Raw genomic sequence first — 20522 nt, 5'->3', positions numbered from 1 at the left:
AGCCTGCCACGCCGCCGCCCCACCAGGACGTTCACGCGATCGGTACTACAGCCCGCGCCGCATCGCCCGGTGCGGCATCCCCGCGTCCGGGAACTCGGGGCCGTAGGCCTCGTAGCCGAGCCGCTCGTAGAACCCGAGGGCGTGGGTCTGCGCGTGCAGGTCGACGGCCGTGAGCCCGTGGTCGCGAGCGGCCTCCTCGATGGCCCGCACCAGTGCCGCGCCGACGCCGAGGCCCCGCGCCGCGCGCGTCACCGCGAGCCGGCCCAGGGAGCCGACCGCCGGGTCCCCGCCGTTCTTCGCCGCGGCGGCCGGGCCGTGCAGCAGCCGTCCGGTGCCGAGCGGTGTGCCGTCCTCCCGGACGGCCAGAACATGCACGGCGCCGGCGTCGTGGGCGTCGTACTCGATGTCCTCGGGGACGCCCTGTTCGGCGACGAAGACGTCCTTGCGCACGGCGAAGCACGCCTCCCGGTCCGCGGGCCCCTGCGCCACACGGACGACGTACGGGGCGGTCATGCCGGTCGTGCGGGTCATGCGTAGGTCTCCTCGCGGACCTGGTCCAGGGCCTTCTGCAGGTCCTCGGGGTAGTCGCAGCCGAACTCCACCCACTCGCCGTGCCCGGGGTGCTCGAAGCCGAGCCGCACCGCGTGCAGCCACTGGCGGGTCAGGCGCAGCCGCTTGGCGAGCGTGGGGTCGGCGCCGTAGGTGAGGTCGCCGACGCAGGGGTGCCGGTGGGCGGCCATGTGGACGCGGATCTGGTGGGTGCGGCCGGTCTCCAGCTTGACGTCGAGGAGGGAGGCGGCGCGGAAGGCCTCGATCAGGTCGTAGTGCGTGACCGACGACTTGCCCTCCGCGGTGACCGCCCACTTGTAGTCGTGCTGCGGGTGGCGGCCGATGGGGGCGTCGATGGTGCCGCTGGTGGGATCCGGGTGCCCCTGGACGAGCGTGTGGTAGCGCTTGTCGACCGTGCGCTCCTTGAACTGGCGCTTCAGCGAGGTGTACGCCCGCTCCGACTTGGCGACCACCATCAGGCCCGAGGTGCCGACGTCGAGGCGGTGCACGATGCCCTGGCGCTCGGCGGCACCGGACGTCGAGATGCGGTACCCGGCGGCGGCGAGACCGCCGATCACCGTGGGGCCGGTCCAGCCGGGTGAGGGGTGCGCGGCCACCCCGACCGGCTTGACGATCACGACCACGTCCTCGTCGTCGTGCACGATCTCCATGCCCTCGACCGGCTCGGCGACGACCTGCACCGGCGCGGGCGCCTGCGGCATCTCCACCTCTAGCCAGGCACCCCCGCTGACCCGCTCGGACTTGCCGACCACCGATCCGTCGACCGTGACCTTCCCCGCCGCGGCGAGCTCGGCGGCCTTGGTGCGGGAGAAGCCGAACATCCGGGAGATGGCGGCGTCGACGCGCTCGCCCTCCAGGCCTTCGGGCACGGGCAGGGTACGGATCTCGGGAATCGTGCTCACCCGTCGAGTATGCCGGACGGGTCCGACAACCCCGTAGGCGCGTTCAGTCCTTGTGGACGGTGCCGTCCGGGTCCAGGCCCCGGAACGACAGCAGCACGATCAGGATGCCGCCGCACACGATCGCCGAGTCCGCCAGGTTGAAGACGGCGAAGTGCTTGGGCGCGATGAAGTCGACCACCGCGCCCTCGAAGACGCCCGGGGAGCGGAAGATCCGGTCGGTGAGGTTGCCAAGGGCACCGCCCAGGAGCAGGCCCAGCGCGATCGCCCAGGGCAGGCTGTAGAGCTTGCGAGCGAGGCGGATGATCACCACGATCACGGCTGCCGCGATCACCGTGAAGATCACGGTGAAGGCCTCGCCGAAGCCGAAGGCCGCGCCCGCGTTGCGGATCGCCTCGAACCTCAGCCAGTCCCCGACGATCTCGATGGGCTCATGGTGCTCCAGCTTGGCGACCACGATCATCTTGCTGATCAGATCGAGGGCATAGGCGAAGACGGCGACGGCGAACAGCACGGCGATCCGCCGCTTGCCGCGGGGCCGCTCGGTCTCCGCCGCCGTCCCGTCGGTGCCGGCCCGCTCCTGCCCGTCCCGGTCCTGCTCGTCCCGGTCAGCATCCGGGGTGTCCGGCGTACCGATGATGCGCTCCGCCTCTGCCACGTGAGTCCCTCAGCCTAGGTACCTGACTGAGGACGAGGGTACGGCACGGCCTGCGCGGCCGCCGATCAGTACCGGCGCTCCTGTTTCTGCTTGCACTCGACGCACAGGGTGGCCCGGGGGAAGGCCTGCGTACGGGCCTTTCCGATGGGGTTGCCGCAGCTCTCGCACAGCCCGTAGGTGCCGGCGTCCAGGCGCTGGAGGGCTCGCTCGAACTGGCTGAGCATCTCGCGCGCGTTCGCGGCCAGCGCGAGTTCGTGCTCGCGCGTGATGTTCTTGGTGCCGGTGTCGGCGTCGTCGTCGCCCGCGCCGTCGCCGGAGTCCCGCATCAGGCCGACCAGTGACTGTTCGGAGGAGGTGATCTCCTCGCGCAGCCGTAGCACCTCGGACATCAGCTCGGCCCGGGCATCCTCGACCTCGTCCGGAGTCCAGGGCTCCTCGCCCGGACGCACCGCGAGGTCGCCCGGGTCCGCCGCGCCGATCCGGGCCTTGGGTACGGCGGTCATCGCCGCCGTGGCCGCCGTGGCCGCCGTGGCCGCCGGGCCAGGGGTCTTCTTCGCACCCACTGTCGTCACTCCCGTCTGCGCCGCGGCCTCGGCCGCGCCCGCGTCGTCGGCCGCGCTGTGCCCGGCCACATCCTGAGTGGACCCACCGGTCCCGGCAGCGCCCTCCCGCACCCCACCGCGCCCAGCGGCAGCCCCCTCCGCCGACACCGCCCGCGCGGACGCCGCCTCGTGCACCTCGTCCCGCCCGGACGCCACGACTTCGGAAGCGCCGGCGGTCGACCGGCCGGGGGCCTTCTTCGCCGGGGCCTTCTTGGAGGCGACCTTCTTCGGGGCGGCCTTCTTGGCCGACGGCTCCGTCGCGGGAGCCTTCCTCGCCGCGGCCTTCTTCGGGGCGGCCTTCTCGGAGGCGGCCTTCTTGGTGGCAGCCTTCCTAGCCGACGCCTCCTTCGCGGTGGCCTTCCCCGCCGCCTTCCTGACCGCCGCGTTCCTGCCGGACGGCTCCCTTGCCGCGACCCTCTTGCCGGACGGCTCCCCCGCAGCCTTCCTGCCGGACTCCCCTTTCTTCTTCACAGGAGCCGCCTGTGATGCTGCCCCGTCGGCAGGCGCCACCTGCGCCGAGGCATCCGCGGGCGCCTTCTTTGAGGCGGCTTTCTTGGCAACCGCCTTCTTGGCGGCCACCTTCTTGACCGGTGCCTTCTTGGCCGCCTTCTTCCCGGCGTCGACTTTTCTGGCCTTGGCCTTCCTGGGCGGCGGCCCCTCCGCAGGGCCCACCTCCGGCCCCGTCTCCTCCACGGGCACCGCCTGCGCCGACGCACCCGCGGGCCGCTTACGCGCCGCAGACTGCCTCCCAGGCGCCTCCTTCACGCCGGCCTCCCCGGGCAGCACACCCTCCGCGGGACCCGCCCCCGGCGCCGCCTGCGCCGACCCACCTGCGGGCCGCTTGCCCGCCGCAGACTGCCTCCCAGGCGCCTCCTTCGCCGCGGCCTCCCCAGGCAGCACACCCTCCGCGGGACCCGCCCCCGGCGCCGCCTGCGCCGACCCACCTGCGGGCCGCTTGCCCGCCGAAGAGTGCCTCCCAGGCGCCTCTTTCGCCGCGGCCTCCCCAGGCAGCACACCCTCCGCGGGACCCGCCCCCGGCCCCGTCTCCTCCACGGGCACCGCCTGCGCCGACGCACCCGCGGGCCGCTTACGCGCCGCAGACTGCCGAGCAGGCGCCTCCTTCCCGGCAGCCTCCCCAGGCAGCACACCCTCCGCGGGACCCGCCCCCGGCACCGCCTGCGCCGACGCACCCGCGGGCCGCTTACGCGCCGCGGAGTGCGGAGCAGGCGGCTTCCCGCCCGTGTGTTTGGGGGCGCCGTCGCCCGGAGTCGGGTCGGGCCCGCCGGACGGCGCCGACTGCTGTACAGCGGTCCTCTTCGCCACCATGGCCGCGGCCCCTTCATATATTGTGATCATGCGCGCGAATCGTCGCTGGGACGATAAATCGACTCGAGTCCTGCGGCAACGGGGCGCACCGCCCATTTTCCCCCGCCCCGCGGTCGCCGCGCGGCGAGCCTGCATCCGTTGTGCCCAGCTCCCCGCCGGGTATGCCCACCCGGCGCACGTCCGAGGATCCGAACACGCGCACCTCGCCATTCGGGGCATGCCGGGGCATATGCCCACAGGAAAACCGTCGCCCGCTGTCCACGCCGCGCCGTACACTGGGCGGAGCGAAAAGCGTGGATGGGGACGAGTAGCGGCCAACGCAGCCCAGAGCGACCCGGGGACGGTGTGAGCCCGGGGGCGAGCGCGACGTGAAGATCACCCCGGAGCCGCCGGAAGAAACCCCCGCAGGGGGGAGTAGAACCGGCATCGCGACCCCAATGAGGGGGCTCACCGGAGCTGACGAAGCGCCGGGGGGCCAAGGAGGGTGGTACCGCGGGAGCGCGCCGACGGCGGCGTAGAGATCGAAACAGCTCTCGTCCCTCCGGACGGAAGGCAGCAAGTCCGCCGGAGGAAGCCCGCTGATGACATCGCCGACGTACCGCCAGGTACCAGCCCAGGTCGACCTGCCCGCGCTCGAGCACGCGGTGCTCGACTTCTGGCGCGAGCAGAAGATCTTCGCCAAGAGCCTGGAGCAGTCCGAGGGCCGCCCCGAGTGGGTGTTCTACGAGGGCCCGCCCACCGCCAACGGCATGCCCGGCGCCCACCACATCGAGGCCCGCGTCTTCAAGGACGTCTTCCCCCGCTTCCGCACCATGCGCGGCTTCCACGTGGCGCGCAAGGCCGGCTGGGACTGCCACGGCCTCCCCGTGGAGCTCGCCGTGGAGAAGGAGCTCGGCTTCTCCGGCAAGCAGGACATCGAGGCGTACGGCATCGCCGAGTTCAACGCCAAGTGCCGCGAGTCCGTGACCCGCCACACCGACGCCTTCGAAGAGCTCACGACCCGCATGGGCTACTGGACGGACCTCCAGGACCCGTACCGCACGATGGACCCCGAGTACATCGAGTCGGTCTGGTGGTCGCTGAAGGAGATCTTCAACAAGGGCCTGCTGGTCCAGGACCACCGCGTGGCCCCCTGGTGCCCCCGCTGCGGCACCGGCCTGTCCGACCACGAGCTGGCGCAGGGCTACGAGACGGTCGTCGACCCGTCCGTCTACGTCCGCTTCCCGCTCACCTCCGGCCCGCTGGCCGGCGAGGCCGCGCTCGTGGTGTGGACGACCACGCCCTGGACCCTGGTCTCCAACACGGCAGTCGCCGCGCACCCCGAGGTCACCTACGTCGTCGCGACGAACGGCGAGGAGAAGCTGGTCGTCGCCGAGCCGCTGCTCGCCAAGGCGCTCGGCGAGGGCTGGGAGACCACCGGCCAGTCGTTCACCGGCGCCGAGATGGAGCGCTGGTCCTACCGGCGGCCCTTCGAGCTCGTCGACTTCCCCGCCGAGGCGCACTACGTCGTCAACGCCGACTACGTCACCACCGAGGACGGCACCGGTCTGGTCCACCAGTCCCCCGCCTTCGGTGAGGACGACCTCAAGGTCTGCCGCTCCTACGGCCTGCCCGTCGTGAACCCCGTCCGCCCCGACGGTACGTTCGAGGAGGACGTCCCCCTGGTCGGCGGCGTCTTCTTCAAGAAGGCCGACGAGAAGCTCACCGACGATCTCGAGCAGCGCGGTCTGCTCCTCAGGCACCTCCCGTACGAGCACAGCTACCCGCACTGCTGGCGCTGCCACACCGCGCTGCTCTACTACGCGCAGCCGTCGTGGTACATCCGCACCACCGCCATCAAGGACCGGCTGCTCGAGGAGAACGAGAACACCAACTGGTTCCCGGACACGGTCAAGCACGGCCGGTACGGCGACTGGCTGAACAACAACATCGACTGGGCGCTGTCCCGCAACCGCTACTGGGGCACCCCGCTGCCGATCTGGCGCTGCGAGGACGACCACCTCACGGTCGTCGGCTCCCTGACGGAGCTCACCGAGCTGACCGGCACCGACCAGTCCGCCCTCGACCCGCACCGCCCGTACATCGACGAGGTCACCTTCGCCTGCCGCCACGACGGCTGCGGGAAGACGGCCACCCGCGTGCCCGAGGTCATCGACGCCTGGTACGACTCGGGCTCGATGCCGTTCGCGCAGTGGGGCTACCCGTACAAGAACAAGGAACTGTTCGAGGCCCGCTACCCGGCTCAGTTCATCTGCGAGGCCATCGACCAGACCCGCGGCTGGTTCTACACGCTGATGGCGGTCGGCACGCTGGTCTTCGACAAGTCGTCGTACGAGAACGTCGTCTGCCTGGGTCACATCCTCGCCGAGGACGGCCGCAAGATGTCCAAGCACCTGGGCAACATCCTGCAGCCGATCCCGCTCATGGACCAGCACGGCGCGGACGCGGTCCGCTGGTTCATGGCGGCCGGCGGTTCCCCGTGGGCGGCCCGCAGGGTGGGCCACGGCACCATCCAGGAGGTCGTCCGCAAGACCCTGCTGACGTACTGGAACACGGTCGCCTTCCAGGCCCTGTACGCCCGTACGTCCGAGTGGGCGCCCAGCGAGGCCGACCCGGCCCCGGCCGACCGTCCCGTGCTCGACCGCTGGCTGCTTTCCGAACTGCACGCGCTCACCGAGCAGGTGACCCAGGCGCTGGACGGCTACGACACCCAGCGGGCCGGCAAGCTGCTGTCCGCGTTCGTCGACGACCTGTCCAACTGGTACGTGCGCCGTTCGCGCCGCCGCTTCTGGCAGGGCGACAAGGCCGCGCTGCGCACCCTGCACGAGGTCGTGGAGACGGTCACCAAACTGATGGCCCCGCTGACCCCGTTCATCACCGAGCGGGTCTGGCAGGACCTGGTCGTCCCGGTCACCCCCGGCGCCCCGGAGTCGGTGCACCTGGCGTCCTGGCCGGAGGCGGACCCGTCCGCGATCGACCCGGAGCTGTCGAAGCAGATGGTGCTGGTGCGCCGGCTGGTGGAGCTGGGGCGGGCCACCCGCGCCGAGTCGGGTGTGAAGACCCGCCAGCCGCTGAAGCGCGCGCTGATCGCGGCGGGCGGCTTCACCGCTCTCGACCCGGAGCTGCACGCCCAGATCACCGAGGAGCTGAACGTCGAGTCGCTGGCGTCGCTGTCCGAGGTGGGCGGTTCGCTGGTCGACACCACGGCGAAGGCCAACTTCCGTGCGCTGGGCAAGCGGTTCGGCAAGCGCGTCCAGGACGTGGCGAAGGCGGTCGCGAACGCGGACGCCGCCGCCCTGTCGCTGGCGCTGCGCGAGGGCACGGCCTCGGTCGAGGTCGACGGGGAGACGATCACCCTCGCCCCGGACGAGGTGATCATCACGGAGACCCCGCGCGAGGGCTGGTCGGTGGCGTCCGACGCCGGTGCCACGGTCGCCCTCGACCTGGAGATCACCGAGGAGCTGCGCCGGGCGGGCCTCGCCCGTGACGCGATCCGGCTGATCCAGGAGGCCCGCAAGAACAGCGGCTTCGACGTGGCCGACCGGATCGCCCTGCGCTGGACGGCCACCGACCCCGCGACGGTCTCCGCGCTGACGGAGCACGCGGAGCTGATCGCCGACGAGGTGCTCGCCACGGACTTCGACCGTGGTGAGGCGGACGACACATACGGCACGCCGTTCACCGACGAGGGGCTGTCCCTGACGTTCCGCCTGCGCAAGGCGTAACACCCGGGGAGCGCCTGCCCGAAGGCCCGGGCCCACCGAGAAAAATCTTGGTGGGCCCGGGCCTTCGGCATTGCGTGCGTCGGACACCGCACCCAGGTCCGAACAAACGGCGCAAACCCCGTGAACACGCGTAGCGAAAGGGCGGGGCCCCGGGTTGGTGTACCCGGGGCCCCGCCCTGAACGCTGCCGACTGCTACGCCGTACTCATGGCCACAGGGGCCGTCAGTTGTCGTCCTCGTCGATCAGGAAGCCGCGCATCGGCGAGGGCGCCTGACCCATCGGCGACGGGCCCTGCGGACGCACCGGCGCCATGGGCTGCGTCATGGCCGGCTGCATCTGCTGCTGACCGCCGTACGACGGACCGGACGGACCGCCCGGGCCACCGGGGCCGCCGCCCATCGGCTGGTTGCCGCCGTAGGACGGCGCACCGGCACCGGCCGGAGCCATCGAGGGCGCCGGGGACGGCGGCAGCGACGGCGCGGCACTGGCGGGCTGGCGCGGCGGGGCGAGCGAGTCGTCCGCCTGGGTCTCCAGCTGACGCAGCTGCGACTCCAGGTAGGACTTCAGCCGCGTGCGGTACTCGCGCTCGAAGCCGCGCAGGTCCTCGACCTTGCGCTCCAGCGTGGCGCGGGCGGACTCCAGGGAGCCCATCGCGACACGGTGCTTCTCCTGCGCGTCCCGCTCCAGGGCATCGGCCTTGGCACGGGCGTCCCGCTCGAGACCCTCGGCACGCGAACGCGCCTCGCCCACGATCTTGTTGGCCTCGGAACGGGCCTCCGCGATCGCCTGGTCGGCGGTCTGCTGGGCCAGCGACAGCACCCGCGCGGCGCTGTCGCCGCCGGGGCCACCCTGACCGGGAAGACCGGGGCCGCCCATGGGACCGCCCATCGGGCCACCAGGGCCCATCTGCCCCTGCATCGGGCCGCCCTGGCCCATCGGCCCGGGACCCTGGCCCATGGGGCCGGGACCCTGCGGGCCGCCCTGTCCGCCGGGGCCGGCGGGCAGCTGAGGAGCACCGCTCGGCAGCTGGGGCGGACCACCCATGGGGCCACCCATCTGCTGCTGCGGCGGGCCCGATATACCGGCGGGCACAGGAGCGCCGGGACCTCGCATGCCCTGCTGGGGCATCCCCTGCTGGGGCATGCCCGGTGGCGGCCCCTGCTGTTGCTGCTGGTCCTGTGGCTCGGGAGGCTTGCGCATGTTCTGCTGGTTCTGGGCCGCAGCGCGCGTGGCCGCGGCCAGCTTGGCGCGCAGGTCCTCGTTCTCGCGGAGCAGGCGCGTCAGTTCGGCTTCGACCTCATCGAGGAAGGCATCGACCTCGTCCTCGTCATAGCCTTCTCGGAGGCGGACGGTCGTGAACTGCTTGTTCCGCACGTCCTCGGGGGTCAACGGCATCTCTTCACCTCAACGTAGTCATCGGCAGTCGGCAAGACCGTATCGTCCACAGTCACCTCGCGAGATTGCCCACGATCGAGATCAGGATGTAGACGATGATCATCAGGACGAAGAAGGACAGGTCTAGCGCCACGCCCCCGAGACGCAGCGGCGGGATGAACCGCCGCAGAAGCTTCAGCGGTGGATCGGTGACAGTGTAGGTGGCCTCCAGGACGACCACCATCGCCTTGCCGGGTTGCCATGAGCGGGCGAACTGGAACACGTAGTCCATGACCAAACGGAAGATCAGCACGATGAGGAACACCATCAGCGCGATGTAGATCACCTGCGCGAACACGCTCATGGTCTGTTTTTCCCTCTCCCCTGTGCACTGTTCGGTCCGGTCCTTGTGTCTCAGCTCTGGTTGAAGAACCCGCCCTCTGCGATGCGAGCCTTGTCCTCCGCCGTGACATCGACGTTAGCAGGCGACAACAGGAACACCTTCTGCGTCACCCGCTCGATGCTGCCGTGAAGACCAAACACCAAACCGGCCGCAAAGTCGACAAGTCGCTTCGCGTCTGTGTCATCCATCTCAGTCAGATTCATGATCACCGGAGTGCCTTCACGGAAGTGTTCCCCGATGGTACGGGCCTCGTTGTAGGTCCGGGGGTGAAGGGTGGTGATCCGGTAAGGCTCTCGTTCCGACACGACCTTGGGCATGATCACCGGTGCGTTCTTCTCCAGGCTGGCGCGTTCTTGTGTGATGGATGCCACGGGCGCGATCCGCGCCGGGCGTGGCGATTCCGCGGCGAGCGAAGCGGCTCGGGCGACCGGTTCGCGCGGGACGGGAGGATGTACGACTCGCACCTCTTCGTCCCTTTGGGGCTGATGTGAGCCATGTGACTGGTGCGGCGGCTCGTGCCGCCGGTGGTCCCGCTCGGGCTCGGGGTCGAGTTCGGGTTCAAAGTCGTCGTCTGGGTCGAATCCGCGGCCGTCGTACCCATCGTCCTCCACGAGGCCGAGGTAGACCGCCATCTTGCGCATCGCGCCGGCCATGCTCCGAGTCCTCCGCTCTGTGGTGGATCCGCTGACGACCGCCAAGTGCCCGCGATCCACTAGGTCTTTACGCCCGCTGTTCGGCGGAACTGACCATATTTTCTGCTGTGGTCCGACTTCTTGGCGACGTTACCCGAGCCTGGGGCGGACTCCGAGTACCGCACTGCCGACGCGCACATGTGTCGCCCCGGCGGCCACGGCCTGTTCGAGATCCGCACTCATTCCTGCCGAGACCATGTTCGCAGCCGGATGGGTCCGGCGCAGGTCGGTCGACAAATCCATCAACCGCTCGAACGCCGCCCGTTCCCGTCCTGCGTACTCCCCGGTGAGCGGGGCGACGGTCATGAGCCCGTCCAGCCGCAGCCCATCTGCCCCGGCGATCAGTCCGGCCAACTCCTCGACTCCGCCGGGCGCGACGCCTCCGCGCTCGCCCCGCCCGTTCACCCCGGCGTCGAACGCCACCTGGATCAGACAGCCGATCTCGCGGCCGGCCCGCACAGCCTCCTTGGAGAGGGCCGTCACCAGCCGGGAACGGTCGACGGACTGCACCACATCGGCATAACCGAGCACCGAACGCACCTTGTTGGTCTGAAGCTGACCGACGAAGTGCCAGGTAAGGGGGAGATTCGCACATTCCGCCGCCTTGGGGGCGGCTTCCTGGTCGCGGTTCTCGGCCACATGACGCACACCGAGTTCCGACAGGATCCGCACATCCGCGGCGGGATACGTCTTGGTGACCACGATGAGGGTCACCTCGTCGCGCGCCCGTCCGGCGGCGGCGCACGCTGCGGTGATCCGCTCCTCCACTCTCGCCAGGTTCGAGGCGAGTTCGCCCTTACGGTCCGTCATGTCCCATCAGTCCAGCCATACATAACCCGCGAGCCGCCCCGTGGTGCGGTCGCGGCGGTACGAGAAGTGGTCCGCCGACTCCAGCGTGCACACCGGCGACTGCTCCCGGTCGCGCACCCCCAGCCGTTCGAGCTGGGCGTGCACACCCGCGGCCACGTCGACCGCCGGCGTACCCCAGCTCGTTTCGGCGTGCGCCGCCGGTTCGACGGCGGCCACCTCGGCACGCATCGCCCCGGGAACCTCGTAGCACCGGCCGCACACGGCGGGTCCGGTGCGGACGACGATCCGAGCCGGGTCGGCGCCGAGTCCGGTCATGGCCCGTACCGCCACGGGAACCACCCCGGCGACCAGCCCGGGCCGGCCCGCATGGGCGGCGGCCACCACTCCGGCCGCAGGGTCGGCGAGCAGCACCGGCACGCAGTCGGCAGTCAGCACCGCGAGGGCGAGCCCGCGCCGCGCGGTGACGATCGCGTCGACCTCCGGGACCGGGCGGTCCCCCCAGGGTTCGTCGACGACGACGGCGTCGGCCCCGTGCACCTGGTTCATCCAGACCACGCGGGCCGGGTCCACGCCGAGGGACTTGGCGGTCAGTTCACGGTTGGTGCGCACGGCGCCGGGGTCGTCGCCGACGGCTCCGCCGAGATTGAGCTCCTCATACGGAGCGGCGCTCACCCCGCCCCACCGGTCGGTGAAGGCGAAGTGCGCGCCGCTCACGCTCTCGCGCCGTCCTATCACTTCAGGAAGTCCGGCACGTCCAGTTCCTCGGCCGCGCTGTCGTAGCTCCGCGACGGCGGGACCGGGGGCTGGGCGACCGGGATGTCGTGCACCGGCTCCGGTGCCACCGGCTCCGGGTCCTCCTTCGGCGTGACGCTGCCGAGCGAGCCGAAGGACGGACGGCTCTCGGGCTGCTGCCGGGCCGGGGCCGGCTCCTCGCGCTTGGCCGAGGACGAACCGAGCACGTTGTCCCGCTTGGCGGGCGGCTGGCCGCCGTCGAATCCGGCCGCGATCACGGTGACCCGGACCTCGTCGCCGAGCGCGTCGTCGATCACCGCACCGAAGATGATGTTGGCTTCGGGGTGGGCGGCCTCGCTGACCAGCTGGGCGGCCTCGTTGATCTCGAAGAGACCGAGGTCGCTGCCGCCCGAGATGGAGAGCAGCACGCCGCGGGCGCCGTCGATGGAGGCTTCCAGCAGCGGCGAGGAGATGGCCATCTCGGCGGCGGCCACCGCGCGGTCGTCACCCCGGGCCGAGCCGATGCCCATCAGGGCGGAACCGGCCTCGGACATGACCGACTTGACGTCGGCGAAGTCGAGGTTGATGAGGCCAGGGGTGGTGATGAGGTCGGTGATGCCCTGAACACCGGAGAGCAGTACCTGGTCCGCCGACTTGAAGGCGTCGAGAACCGACACCTGACGGTCGGAGATGGACAGCAGCCGGTCGTTCGGGATCACGATGAGGGTGTCGACCTCTTCGCGCAGCTCGGCGATCCCGTCCTCGGCCTGGTTGGCGCGGCGCCGCCCCTCGAAGGTGAACGGGCGCGTGACCACGCCGATGGTCAGGGCGCCGAGCGAGCGGGCGATGTTGGCCACGACGGGCGCGCCGCCGGTGCCGGTGCCGCCGCCCTCACCGGCCGTCACGAAGACCATGTCGGCTCCCTTGAGGACCTCCTCGATCTCCTCGCGGTGGTCCTCGGCGGCCTTGCGTCCGACGGCCGGGTTGGCTCCGGCGCCGAGTCCGCGGGTGAGTTCACGGCCGACGTCCAGCTTGACGTCGGCGTCGCTCATCAACAGAGCTTGCGCGTCGGTGTTGATGGCGATGAACTCGACGCCCTTGAGACCGACCTCGATCATCCGGTTGATGGCATTGACACCACCGCCGCCGACACCGATGACTTTGATGACTGCGAGGTAGTTCTGCGGTGCTGCCACGTCGAAGGCCTCTCGCCTCGAGTTACGTGTCGCCGGATCGCCGCAGCACTGCTGCGCCGCGGTCCGACGACTGATGCCGAATGGGACGGTCCGTATCGCCGACCCGAACCCTAACGTTGAAGTTTAGGGTTACCAGTGTGTCTGTTCCCTGGAGTCTTCTGAACAGGACACTAAGTCGACAAGTGGCGCGCGTTCAACGAACACGCCGAACCTCCCGTTTTTCTTTTCACCCTATGTGATCAGCCGTAGCGCTGCCCAACCAGGGTGCTGGCCTGCACTGATACCCGTCAACTCCCTGATGACGCCGGAGCGGTGGGAACGCTGACGTCGAAGTGCCGCGCGCGGGGCTCCGCTTTCATCAGCGCGGTGAGAGTACGGCCCTTCTCGGCGTTCTTCTCACTGCTTCCCCAGTCGACCGTACGGCCGTCCGCCAGTTCCAGCGAGATGTCGTCGTAGGAACGGACCTTGACGCTCCGCGTCGCCCGTGCCACGGAGTCCGGAAGGGCGCCGGCCACCCGCACCGCCTCCCGCGTCAGCCGGCCCTCGCCGAAGCGGCGCAGACTCGCCGCCGTGGAACCGCTGGCGGACGCCTCCAACTTCAGCCGGGCCACGCCTTCGGGAGCCTTGGAAACCGTGGCGAACCGGACGCCTTCGTCGTCCACTTCGATGAACTTCCCCGCTTGGTGGATGAGAAGAACGGGGGTACGTTCGGTTACTTTCAGCGTGATTTCGTGCGGCCAGGAACGGATCACGTCCACCGTGTCAATCCGGGGCAATGCCTTTGCGAGCCGGGCCTCGATCGCCTCGGTGTCGACGGAGATCAGCTGTTCCCCGAGGGGAACGTCGGCGGCTTCGCGCACCTGGGCCGGTGTCAGAACCCCGGTGCCGGACACGGAGACCCGCTCCACACGGACCAGGTCGGACCCGTAGAGCAGCCAGAACGCCCCGCTGCCGACGAACATCAGGACAACGGCCGATGCGATGATCAGACGAAGGCGCCGTCGCCCGAACCGCCTGACGGGCGGCGGGCCGGACGACTCCCGCTCGCGTTCACCGCGCTCCGCGGTGGTCGATCCGGCCACGCTCCCTGCCTTCCGTCGTACGCGTCTAACGGTGTGCACGGGCGGCGATCGCCTCGTACACCATGCCGACGAGCAGGTCGTCGGCGTCCCGGCGGCCGAACTCGGCGGCGGCGCGGGACATCTCGTACAGCCGGTGCGGGTCGGCGAGCACCGGCAGCACGTTCTGCTGCACCCACTCCGGCGTCAGTTCCGCGTCGTCGACCAGCAGTCCGCCGCCGGCCTTGACCACCGGCTGGGCGTTGAGCCGCTGTTCGCCGTTGCCGATGGGCAGCGGCACATAGGCGGCCGGGAGCCCGACGGCGGAGAGTTCGGCGACGGTCATCGCGCCCGCGCGGCAGAGCATCAGGTCGGCAGCGGCGTACGCGAGATCCATCCGGTCCAGGTAACTTACCGGGATATACGGGGGCATCCCGGGCATCTGCTGGACCTGCGGCAGTTCGTTCTTCGGGCCGACCGCGTGCAGGATCTGGATTCCGGCCTGCTGAAGCCACGGAGCGACCTGCTGCACCACCTCGTTGAGCCGGCGGGCGCCCTGCGAGCCGCCGGAGACCAGCAGCGTCGGGAGGTTGGGGTCGAGCCCGAACGCCGCGCGGGCCTCGGGGCGCACGGCCGCCCGGTCCAGGGTGGCGACGGAGCGGCGCAGCGGGATGCCGATGTAGCGGGCGTTGCGCAGCTTGCTGTCGGGCGTGGAGACGGCGACCTGGGCGGCGTACCGGGAGCCGATCTTGTTGGCCAGGCCGGGGCGGGCGTTGGCCTCGTGGACGACGATCGGCACACCGAGGCGCTTGGCCGCGAGATAGCCGGGCAGGGCCACATAGCCGCCGAAGCCGACCACGGCGTCCGCCTTGGTGCGCTCCAGGATCTGCTCGGTCGCCTTGATGGTGCCGCGCAGCCGGCCCGGGACGGTGATCAGCTCGGGGGTGGGCTTGCGTGGCAGCGGTACGGCGGGGATCAGCGCCAGCTCGTACCCGCGCTCGGGTACGAGACGGGTCTCGAGGCCGCGCTCCGTGCCCAGGGCCGTGATGCCCACGGTCGGATCCTGCCTGCGCAGGGCGTCCGCGAGGGCGAGCGCGGGCTCGATGTGGCCCGCGGTTCCTCCGCCGGCGAGTACGACATGCACCGAAATTCACCGCTCTCCGGACGAACGCGCCCTCGGGGCGCGCCGTCGCATCGTGTTCCATCTCCGGGGCCGCTGAGAACCCCCGATCCGCTTTCTACCAAAGCGGGGTTGCCGCATCGCAAGCGCCATCCGCGCAGCGGGGTCCTCACGCGCGAAGGCGATCAGCAGCCCGATGGCGAACATGGTCGGCAGCAGGGCCGACCCTCCGTAGGAGAACAGCGGGAGCGGGACACCGGCGATCGGCAGCAGACCGAGCACCGCACCGATGTTGATCACGGCCTGGGCCATGATCCAGGTGGTCACGCCTCCCGCGGCATACCTCACGAAGGGGTCCTCCGTGCGTCCGGCCACGCGGATACCCGCATAGCCTAGAGCCGCGAACAGGGCGAGTACCGACAGCGTCCCCGCCAGGCCCAGTTCCTCACCGGTGATGGCGAAGATGAAGTCCGTGTGCGCTTCGGGCAGTTGGCCCCATTTCTCCACGCTCGCACCGAGTCCGGAACCGAAGATGCCGCCGGAGGCGAGGGCGTAGATCCCGTGCACGGCCTGCCAGCAGTCCACCGGACCCGACTGCGGCTCGGTGGCGCCGAGACAGGCGAGCCGGGCCATGCGGTTGGGGCTGGTGCGGATGAGGATCGCGCCGAGCAGCGCGGCGACGGACAGCACGCCGACGAACAGCCGGGTGGGTGCTCCCGCCAGCCAGAGCAGGCCGAACAGGACCGCGGTGAGGATGATCGCCGTCCCCATGTCGCCGCCCAGCATGATCAGCCCGAGCAGCATGAAGGCGGCCGGCACCAGCGGCACCAGCATGTGCTTCCACTGGATCAGCAGCCGCTTGTCCTGCTTGCGGGCCAGCAGATCGGCGCCCCACAGCACCAGCGCGAGCTTGCCGAACTCACTGGGCTGCAGCTGGAAGGAGCTGCCGAGGGCGATCCAGTTCCGGTTGCCGTTGACCGCGACTCCTATCCCCGGCACCTGCACCAGGGCCATCAGGAAGACGGCGCCCGCGAGGATGGGGTAGGCCAGCGCACGGTGCAGCTTCACCGGCATCCGGGAGGCCACCAGCAGCAGTACGGCGCCGATTCCGGCCGCCACGAGCTGCTTGCGGAAGAAGTACGAGCCCGGCAGCGACATCTGCAGCGCCGTGATCTGGGAGGCCGAGTAGACCATCACCAGACCCAGCACGGTGATCAGCAGGCTGCCGCCGAGGATCACGTAGTAGGCGGTCAGCGGACGGTCCCAGGCCCTGCGCGCCCTGGTGACCAGGGTACGCAGGGGGTTGTCGGGCGGCGGGCCTGGGACGGCGGGCGCCCGGGCGGCCCGCTGTACGGGCGGGCGGCCGGTACGGCTACCGGGCATCCGGTCCTCCGCCCATCGCTGGACTACAGGCTCTGGACGGTCCCACGCGTCCCTCCCAAGATCGCCCGGCGCCAGGCGGGCCGGGGGTCAGGCGCCGAGCTCGCGCACCGCCTGTGCGAACGCGTCACCGCGCTTGTTGTAGTTGGCGAACATGTCCATCGAGGCGCAGGCGGGGGCCAGCAGTACCGTGTCGCCGGGCCGTGCGAGCCGCTTCGCCTCCTGGACAGCCTGGAGCATCGCCCCAGTGTCGGTCCGGTCGAGGTCGACGACGGGTACTTCCGGGGCGTGTCGCGCCAGGGCTTCGCGGATCAGGGCCCGGTCCCTGCCGATCAGCACGGCACCGCGCAGCCGCTTGGCCGAGTCCGCGACCAGCTCGTCGAAGCTGGCGCCCTTGGCAAGGCCGCCGGCGATCCACACGATCGACTCGTACGCGGCCAACGAGGCCCCGGCGGCGTGTGTGTTGGTCGCCTTGGAGTCGTCGACATAGGCGACGCCGTCCAGGTCGGCGACGTGCGCGATGCGGTGGGCGTCCGGGGTGAAGGCCCGCAGCCCTTCCCGTACGGCGCTCGCGGGCACCCCGTACGCGCGCGCCAGAGCGGCGGCCGCAAGGGCGTTGGCGATGTTGTGCGGGGCCGGCGGCCTGACGTCGGAGACCTCGGCGAGCTCCTGGGCGTTCTTGTGCCGGTTCTCGACGAAGGCCCGGTCGACCAGAAGGTTCTCCACGACTCCGAGTTGGGAGGGGCCGGGGGTGCCCAGGGTGAAGCCGACGGCGCGGCAGCCCTCCTCGACATCGGCCTCACGGACCAGGTCCTCGGTGGCCTTGTCGGCCACGTTGTAGACGCAGGCGACCCGATTGCCCTCGTAGACGCGGCCCTTGTCCTTGGCGTACGCCTCCATGGAGCCGTGCCAGTCCAGATGGTCGGGCGCGAGGTTGAGCACGGCCGCGGAGTGGGCGCGCAGGGACGGCGCCCAGTGGAGCTGGTAGCTGGACAGCTCCACGGCGAGCACGTCGTACTCCTCCTCGCCGAGCACGGCGTCGAGGAGGGAGACGCCGATGTTGCCGACGGCCGCGGTGCGCAGGCCGGCCGCGCTCAGGATGGAGGCGAGCATCTGGACGGTGGTGGTCTTGCCGTTGGTGCCGGTGACCGCGAGCCAGGGCGCCGCGCCGGGCTTCCTGAGCCGCCAGGCGAGTTCGACGTCGCCCCACACCGGCACCCCGGCCGCGTCCGCCGCCGCGAAGAGCGGCTTGTCCGGCTTCCATCCCGGGGCGGTGACGATCAGTTCGGTGCCGTCGGGCAGGGTGGCGCCGTCACCGAGGCGCACGGTCACACCGAGCGCCTCCAGTTCCGCCGCCTGCTCCCGCGCGCGTGCGTCGTCGCCGTCGTTGACGACGGTGACCTTCGCGCCGAGCCCGTGCAGCACCTTGGCCGCCGGGACGCCGGAGACGCCGAGTCCGGCGACGGTGACGTTCTTGCCCTGCCAGTCGGTCACTTGTCCGCTGCCCATCCCGCATAGAAGAGGCCCAGTCCGACGATCACACAGATGCCCTGGATGATCCAGAAGCGGACCACCACAAGGACTTCGGACCAGCCCTTGAGTTCGAAGTGGTGCTGGAGCGGCGCCATCCGGAAGACCCGCTTCCCGGTGAGCCGGAACGAACCGACCTGGATGACCACCGACATGGTGATGAGGACGAACAGACCGCCCAGGATCGCCAGCAGCAGCTCGGTGCGGGAGCAGATCGCGAGACCCGCGAGCACACCGCCGAGCGCCAGCGAACCGGTGTCGCCCATGAAGATCTTGGCCGGGGAGGTGTTCCACCACAGGAAGCCCAGGCAGGCACCCATCAGCGCCGCGGAGACCACCGCCAGGTCGAGCGGGTCGCGGACCTCGTAGCAGGCACCCGGGTTGGTCAGGGTCTGCGCGTTGGCGCAGGACTCCTGGTACTGCCAGACGCCGATGAACGTATAGGCGCCGAAGACCAGGACGGAGGCACCGGTGGCGAGGCCGTCGAGACCGTCGGTGAGGTTCACGCCGTTCGACATCGCGAGGATCATGAACAGCGCCCAGACCACGAACAGCACGGGGCCGATGGTCCAGCCGAAGTCCGTGATGAACGACAGCTTGGTGGAGGCCGGGGTGTTGCCGCGGGCGTCCGCGAACTGCAGCGAGAGCACCGCGAACGCGATACCGCCGAGAAGCTGTCCGGCCATCTTCGCCTTGGCCCGCAGACCCAGCGAACGCCGCTTGACGATCTTGATGTAGTCGTCGAGGAAGCCGACCAGACCCATGCCGACCATCAGGCCGAGCACCAGCACACCGGAGTAGGTCGGCGGCTTGCCGGTGATCAGCTTCGACAGGAAGTAGGCGGCGACCGTCGCCAGGATGAAGGCGATACCGCCCATCGTCGGCGTACCGCGCTTGCTGGCGTGCTCGCGCGGGCCGTCGTCACGGATGTACTGCCCGTACCCCTTGCGCGCGAGCAGCTTGATCAGCAGCGGGGTGCCGACCAGCGTCAGGAAGAGGCCAATGACTCCTGCGAACAGGATCTGCTTCATCATCGGGCTGCGACCTCACCCTCGGCACCGGTCTCGAGCAGCGCCTGCGCCACGCTCTCGAGCCCGACCGAACGGGACGCCTTCACGAGAACGACGTCTCCTGGGCGCAATTGGCTGCGCAACAGGTCGACCGCCGCCTGTGCGTCGGACACGTGCACCGACTCCTCACCCCACGAACCCTCGTTATATGCGCCCAGTTGCAGCCAGGCGGCTTCCCTGCCCCCGACCGCGACGAGCTTGCTGACGTTGAGCCGGACGGCGAGCCGTCCGACCGCGTCGTGCTCGGCGAGCGCCTCGTCCCCGAGCTCGGCCATCTTGCCGAGCACCGCCCACGTACGCCGCCCTTTGCCCATGGCCGCCAGCGCGCGGAGCGCTGCCTTCATGGACTCGGGGTTCGCGTTGTAGGCGTCGTTGACGACCGTCACGCCGTCCGGGCGCTCGGTGACCTCCATCCGCCAGCGGGAGAGGGAGCCCGCCTCGGAGAGCGCACGGGCGATCTCGTCTGCGGACATGCCCAACTCGTGGGCGACGGCGGCCGCGGCGAGCGCGTTCGACACGTGATGCTCACCGTACAGGCGCATGGTCACATCGGATGCACCGGAGGGTGTGTGAAGTCTGAAGGAGGGCTGTCCGGTGTCCGTGAGTCGCACGTTCTCCGCCCGAACGTCCGCTTCGTCGGACTCTCCGAAAAGGATCACCTTCGCCTTCGTACGGGCGGCCATGGCCCTGACGAGAGGGTCGTCCGCGTTGAGGATCGCGGTGCCCCCCTCCTCGGCCCGGGGCAGGGCCTCGACCAGTTCGCCCTTGGCCTCGGCGATCTGCTCACGGCCACCGAACTCCCCGATGTGGGCGGAGCCGACGTTCAGAACCAGGCCGACCCTGGGCGGGGTCAGACCGGTGAGGTACCGGATATGGCCGATTCCGCGCGCTCCCATCTCCAGCACGAGGAACTTCGTCTCCTCCGTGGCGGTCAGCGCGGTGAGCGGCAGCCCGATCTCGTTGTTGAGGGAGCCGGGGGTGAAGACGGTCGGCGCCTTGCTCCCCAGCACCTGGGCGATGAGGTCCTTGGTACTGGTCTTGCCGGCCGATCCGGTCAGCGCGACGAGGGTGGCTCCGAGCCGGCCGACGACATGCCGGGCGAGGGCCCCGAGGGCGGCCTGGACGTCGTCGACGACGATCGCGGGCACGCCGACGGGGCGGGAGGCCAGCACGGCGGCCGCTCCCGCCTCGACGACCGCGGCCGCGTAGTCGTGTCCGTCCACGCGCTCGCCGACGAAGGCGACGAACAGGCTGCCGGGACCCGCCTCCCGCGAGTCCCGGACCACTGGCCCGGTGACCCGCACGGACGGGTCCGGTATGTCGTGCGTCTGCCCGCCGACGACTTCTGCGATCTCGGCGAGGGAGAGGGCGATCACA

General features: G+C 70.5%; 17 protein-coding genes. 1 reads left to right on the top strand and 16 read right to left on the bottom strand.

The window, feature by feature from the left end; translation table 11 throughout:
• Positions 1-45: 45 nt before the first annotated feature.
• From AB0L56_RS22680 to AB0L56_RS22665, 4 genes are all read right to left on the bottom strand, one after another.
• On the bottom strand, positions 46-513 hold the full coding sequence (locus AB0L56_RS22680; protein WP_365425761.1) for a GNAT family N-acetyltransferase: 468 nt from the start codon (positions 511-513) through the stop codon (positions 46-48).
• A gap of 14 nt (positions 514-527) precedes the next feature.
• Positions 528-1472, bottom strand: a complete 945-nt coding sequence (locus AB0L56_RS22675) for an RluA family pseudouridine synthase (RefSeq protein WP_365425731.1) — start codon at positions 1470-1472, stop codon at positions 528-530.
• Between the two features lie 43 nt (positions 1473-1515).
• Positions 1516-2127 carry a signal peptidase II gene (gene lspA, locus AB0L56_RS22670; protein ID WP_361029913.1) on the bottom strand — a complete coding sequence of 204 codons (612 nt, stop codon included), beginning with the start codon at positions 2125-2127 and terminating at the stop codon, positions 1516-1518.
• Positions 2128-2192: 65 nt separating this feature from the next.
• Positions 2193-3494: a TraR/DksA family transcriptional regulator gene (locus tag AB0L56_RS22665; protein ID WP_365425729.1), complete on the bottom strand. Its 1302-nt coding sequence runs from the start codon at positions 3492-3494 to the stop codon at positions 2193-2195.
• 1142 nt (positions 3495-4636) lie between these two features.
• Between AB0L56_RS22665 and ileS the strand changes: the two genes are divergently transcribed.
• The gene (ileS, locus tag AB0L56_RS22660) at positions 4637-7780 is read left to right on the top strand and encodes an isoleucine--tRNA ligase (protein ID WP_365425727.1); all 3144 of its coding nucleotides are present in this window, start codon (positions 4637-4639) and stop codon (positions 7778-7780) included.
• A gap of 222 nt (positions 7781-8002) precedes the next feature.
• Here ileS and AB0L56_RS22655 read toward each other — a convergent pair whose 3' ends face one another.
• The 12 genes from AB0L56_RS22655 to murF form a co-directional block, all read right to left on the bottom strand.
• Entirely contained in the window at positions 8003-9175 is a 1173-nt protein-coding gene (locus AB0L56_RS22655; protein ID WP_361029904.1) for a DivIVA domain-containing protein, read from the bottom strand.
• Positions 9176-9227: 52 nt separating this feature from the next.
• Positions 9228-9518 carry a YggT family protein gene (locus tag AB0L56_RS22650; RefSeq protein ID WP_004932337.1) on the bottom strand — a complete coding sequence of 97 codons (291 nt, stop codon included), beginning with the start codon at positions 9516-9518 and terminating at the stop codon, positions 9228-9230.
• Positions 9519-9568: 50 nt separating this feature from the next.
• Positions 9569-10210, bottom strand: a complete 642-nt coding sequence (gene sepF / locus AB0L56_RS22645) for a cell division protein SepF (protein ID WP_361029900.1) — start codon at positions 10208-10210, stop codon at positions 9569-9571.
• A gap of 129 nt (positions 10211-10339) precedes the next feature.
• Positions 10340-11059 carry a YggS family pyridoxal phosphate-dependent enzyme gene (locus tag AB0L56_RS22640; RefSeq protein ID WP_365425724.1) on the bottom strand — a complete coding sequence of 240 codons (720 nt, stop codon included), beginning with the start codon at positions 11057-11059 and terminating at the stop codon, positions 10340-10342.
• A gap of 6 nt (positions 11060-11065) precedes the next feature.
• Positions 11066-11794: a peptidoglycan editing factor PgeF gene (gene pgeF / locus AB0L56_RS22635; protein WP_365425722.1), complete on the bottom strand. Its 729-nt coding sequence runs from the start codon at positions 11792-11794 to the stop codon at positions 11066-11068.
• Positions 11791-12987, bottom strand: coding sequence for a cell division protein FtsZ (gene ftsZ / locus AB0L56_RS22630; RefSeq protein ID WP_365425720.1), 1197 nt, complete (start codon positions 12985-12987; stop codon positions 11791-11793). The genes pgeF and ftsZ overlap by 4 nt, the downstream gene beginning before the upstream one ends.
• Positions 12988-13274: 287 nt before the next feature.
• Positions 13275-14069 carry an FtsQ-type POTRA domain-containing protein gene (locus AB0L56_RS22625; RefSeq protein WP_365425718.1) on the bottom strand — a complete coding sequence of 265 codons (795 nt, stop codon included), beginning with the start codon at positions 14067-14069 and terminating at the stop codon, positions 13275-13277.
• Positions 14070-14094: 25 nt separating this feature from the next.
• Positions 14095-15189 carry an undecaprenyldiphospho-muramoylpentapeptide beta-N-acetylglucosaminyltransferase gene (gene murG / locus AB0L56_RS22620; protein WP_361029885.1) on the bottom strand — a complete coding sequence of 365 codons (1095 nt, stop codon included), beginning with the start codon at positions 15187-15189 and terminating at the stop codon, positions 14095-14097.
• Positions 15190-15195: 6 nt separating this feature from the next.
• Positions 15196-16548, bottom strand: a complete 1353-nt coding sequence (gene ftsW, locus AB0L56_RS22615) for a putative lipid II flippase FtsW (protein WP_365425715.1) — start codon at positions 16546-16548, stop codon at positions 15196-15198.
• Positions 16549-16635: 87 nt separating this feature from the next.
• A complete protein-coding gene (gene murD / locus AB0L56_RS22610; protein WP_365425713.1) occupies positions 16636-18054 on the bottom strand; it encodes a UDP-N-acetylmuramoyl-L-alanine--D-glutamate ligase in 1419 nt (472 codons plus the stop codon).
• Positions 18036-19109, bottom strand: a complete 1074-nt coding sequence (gene mraY / locus AB0L56_RS22605) for a phospho-N-acetylmuramoyl-pentapeptide-transferase (RefSeq protein WP_361029876.1) — start codon at positions 19107-19109, stop codon at positions 18036-18038. The genes murD and mraY overlap by 19 nt, the downstream gene beginning before the upstream one ends.
• A complete protein-coding gene (gene murF / locus AB0L56_RS22600) occupies positions 19106-20521 on the bottom strand; it encodes a UDP-N-acetylmuramoyl-tripeptide--D-alanyl-D-alanine ligase (protein WP_361029873.1) in 1416 nt (471 codons plus the stop codon). The genes mraY and murF overlap by 4 nt, the downstream gene beginning before the upstream one ends.
• Position 20522: the final 1 nt, after the last annotated feature.

Origin of the sequence: Streptomyces sp. NPDC052079 (assembly GCF_040680275.1) — a bacterium.
Classification (GTDB): domain Bacteria; phylum Actinomycetota; class Actinomycetes; order Streptomycetales; family Streptomycetaceae; genus Streptomyces.
Note: the sequence above shows the minus strand (reverse complement) of the source record. Positions and strands in the feature narration are given on the sequence as shown.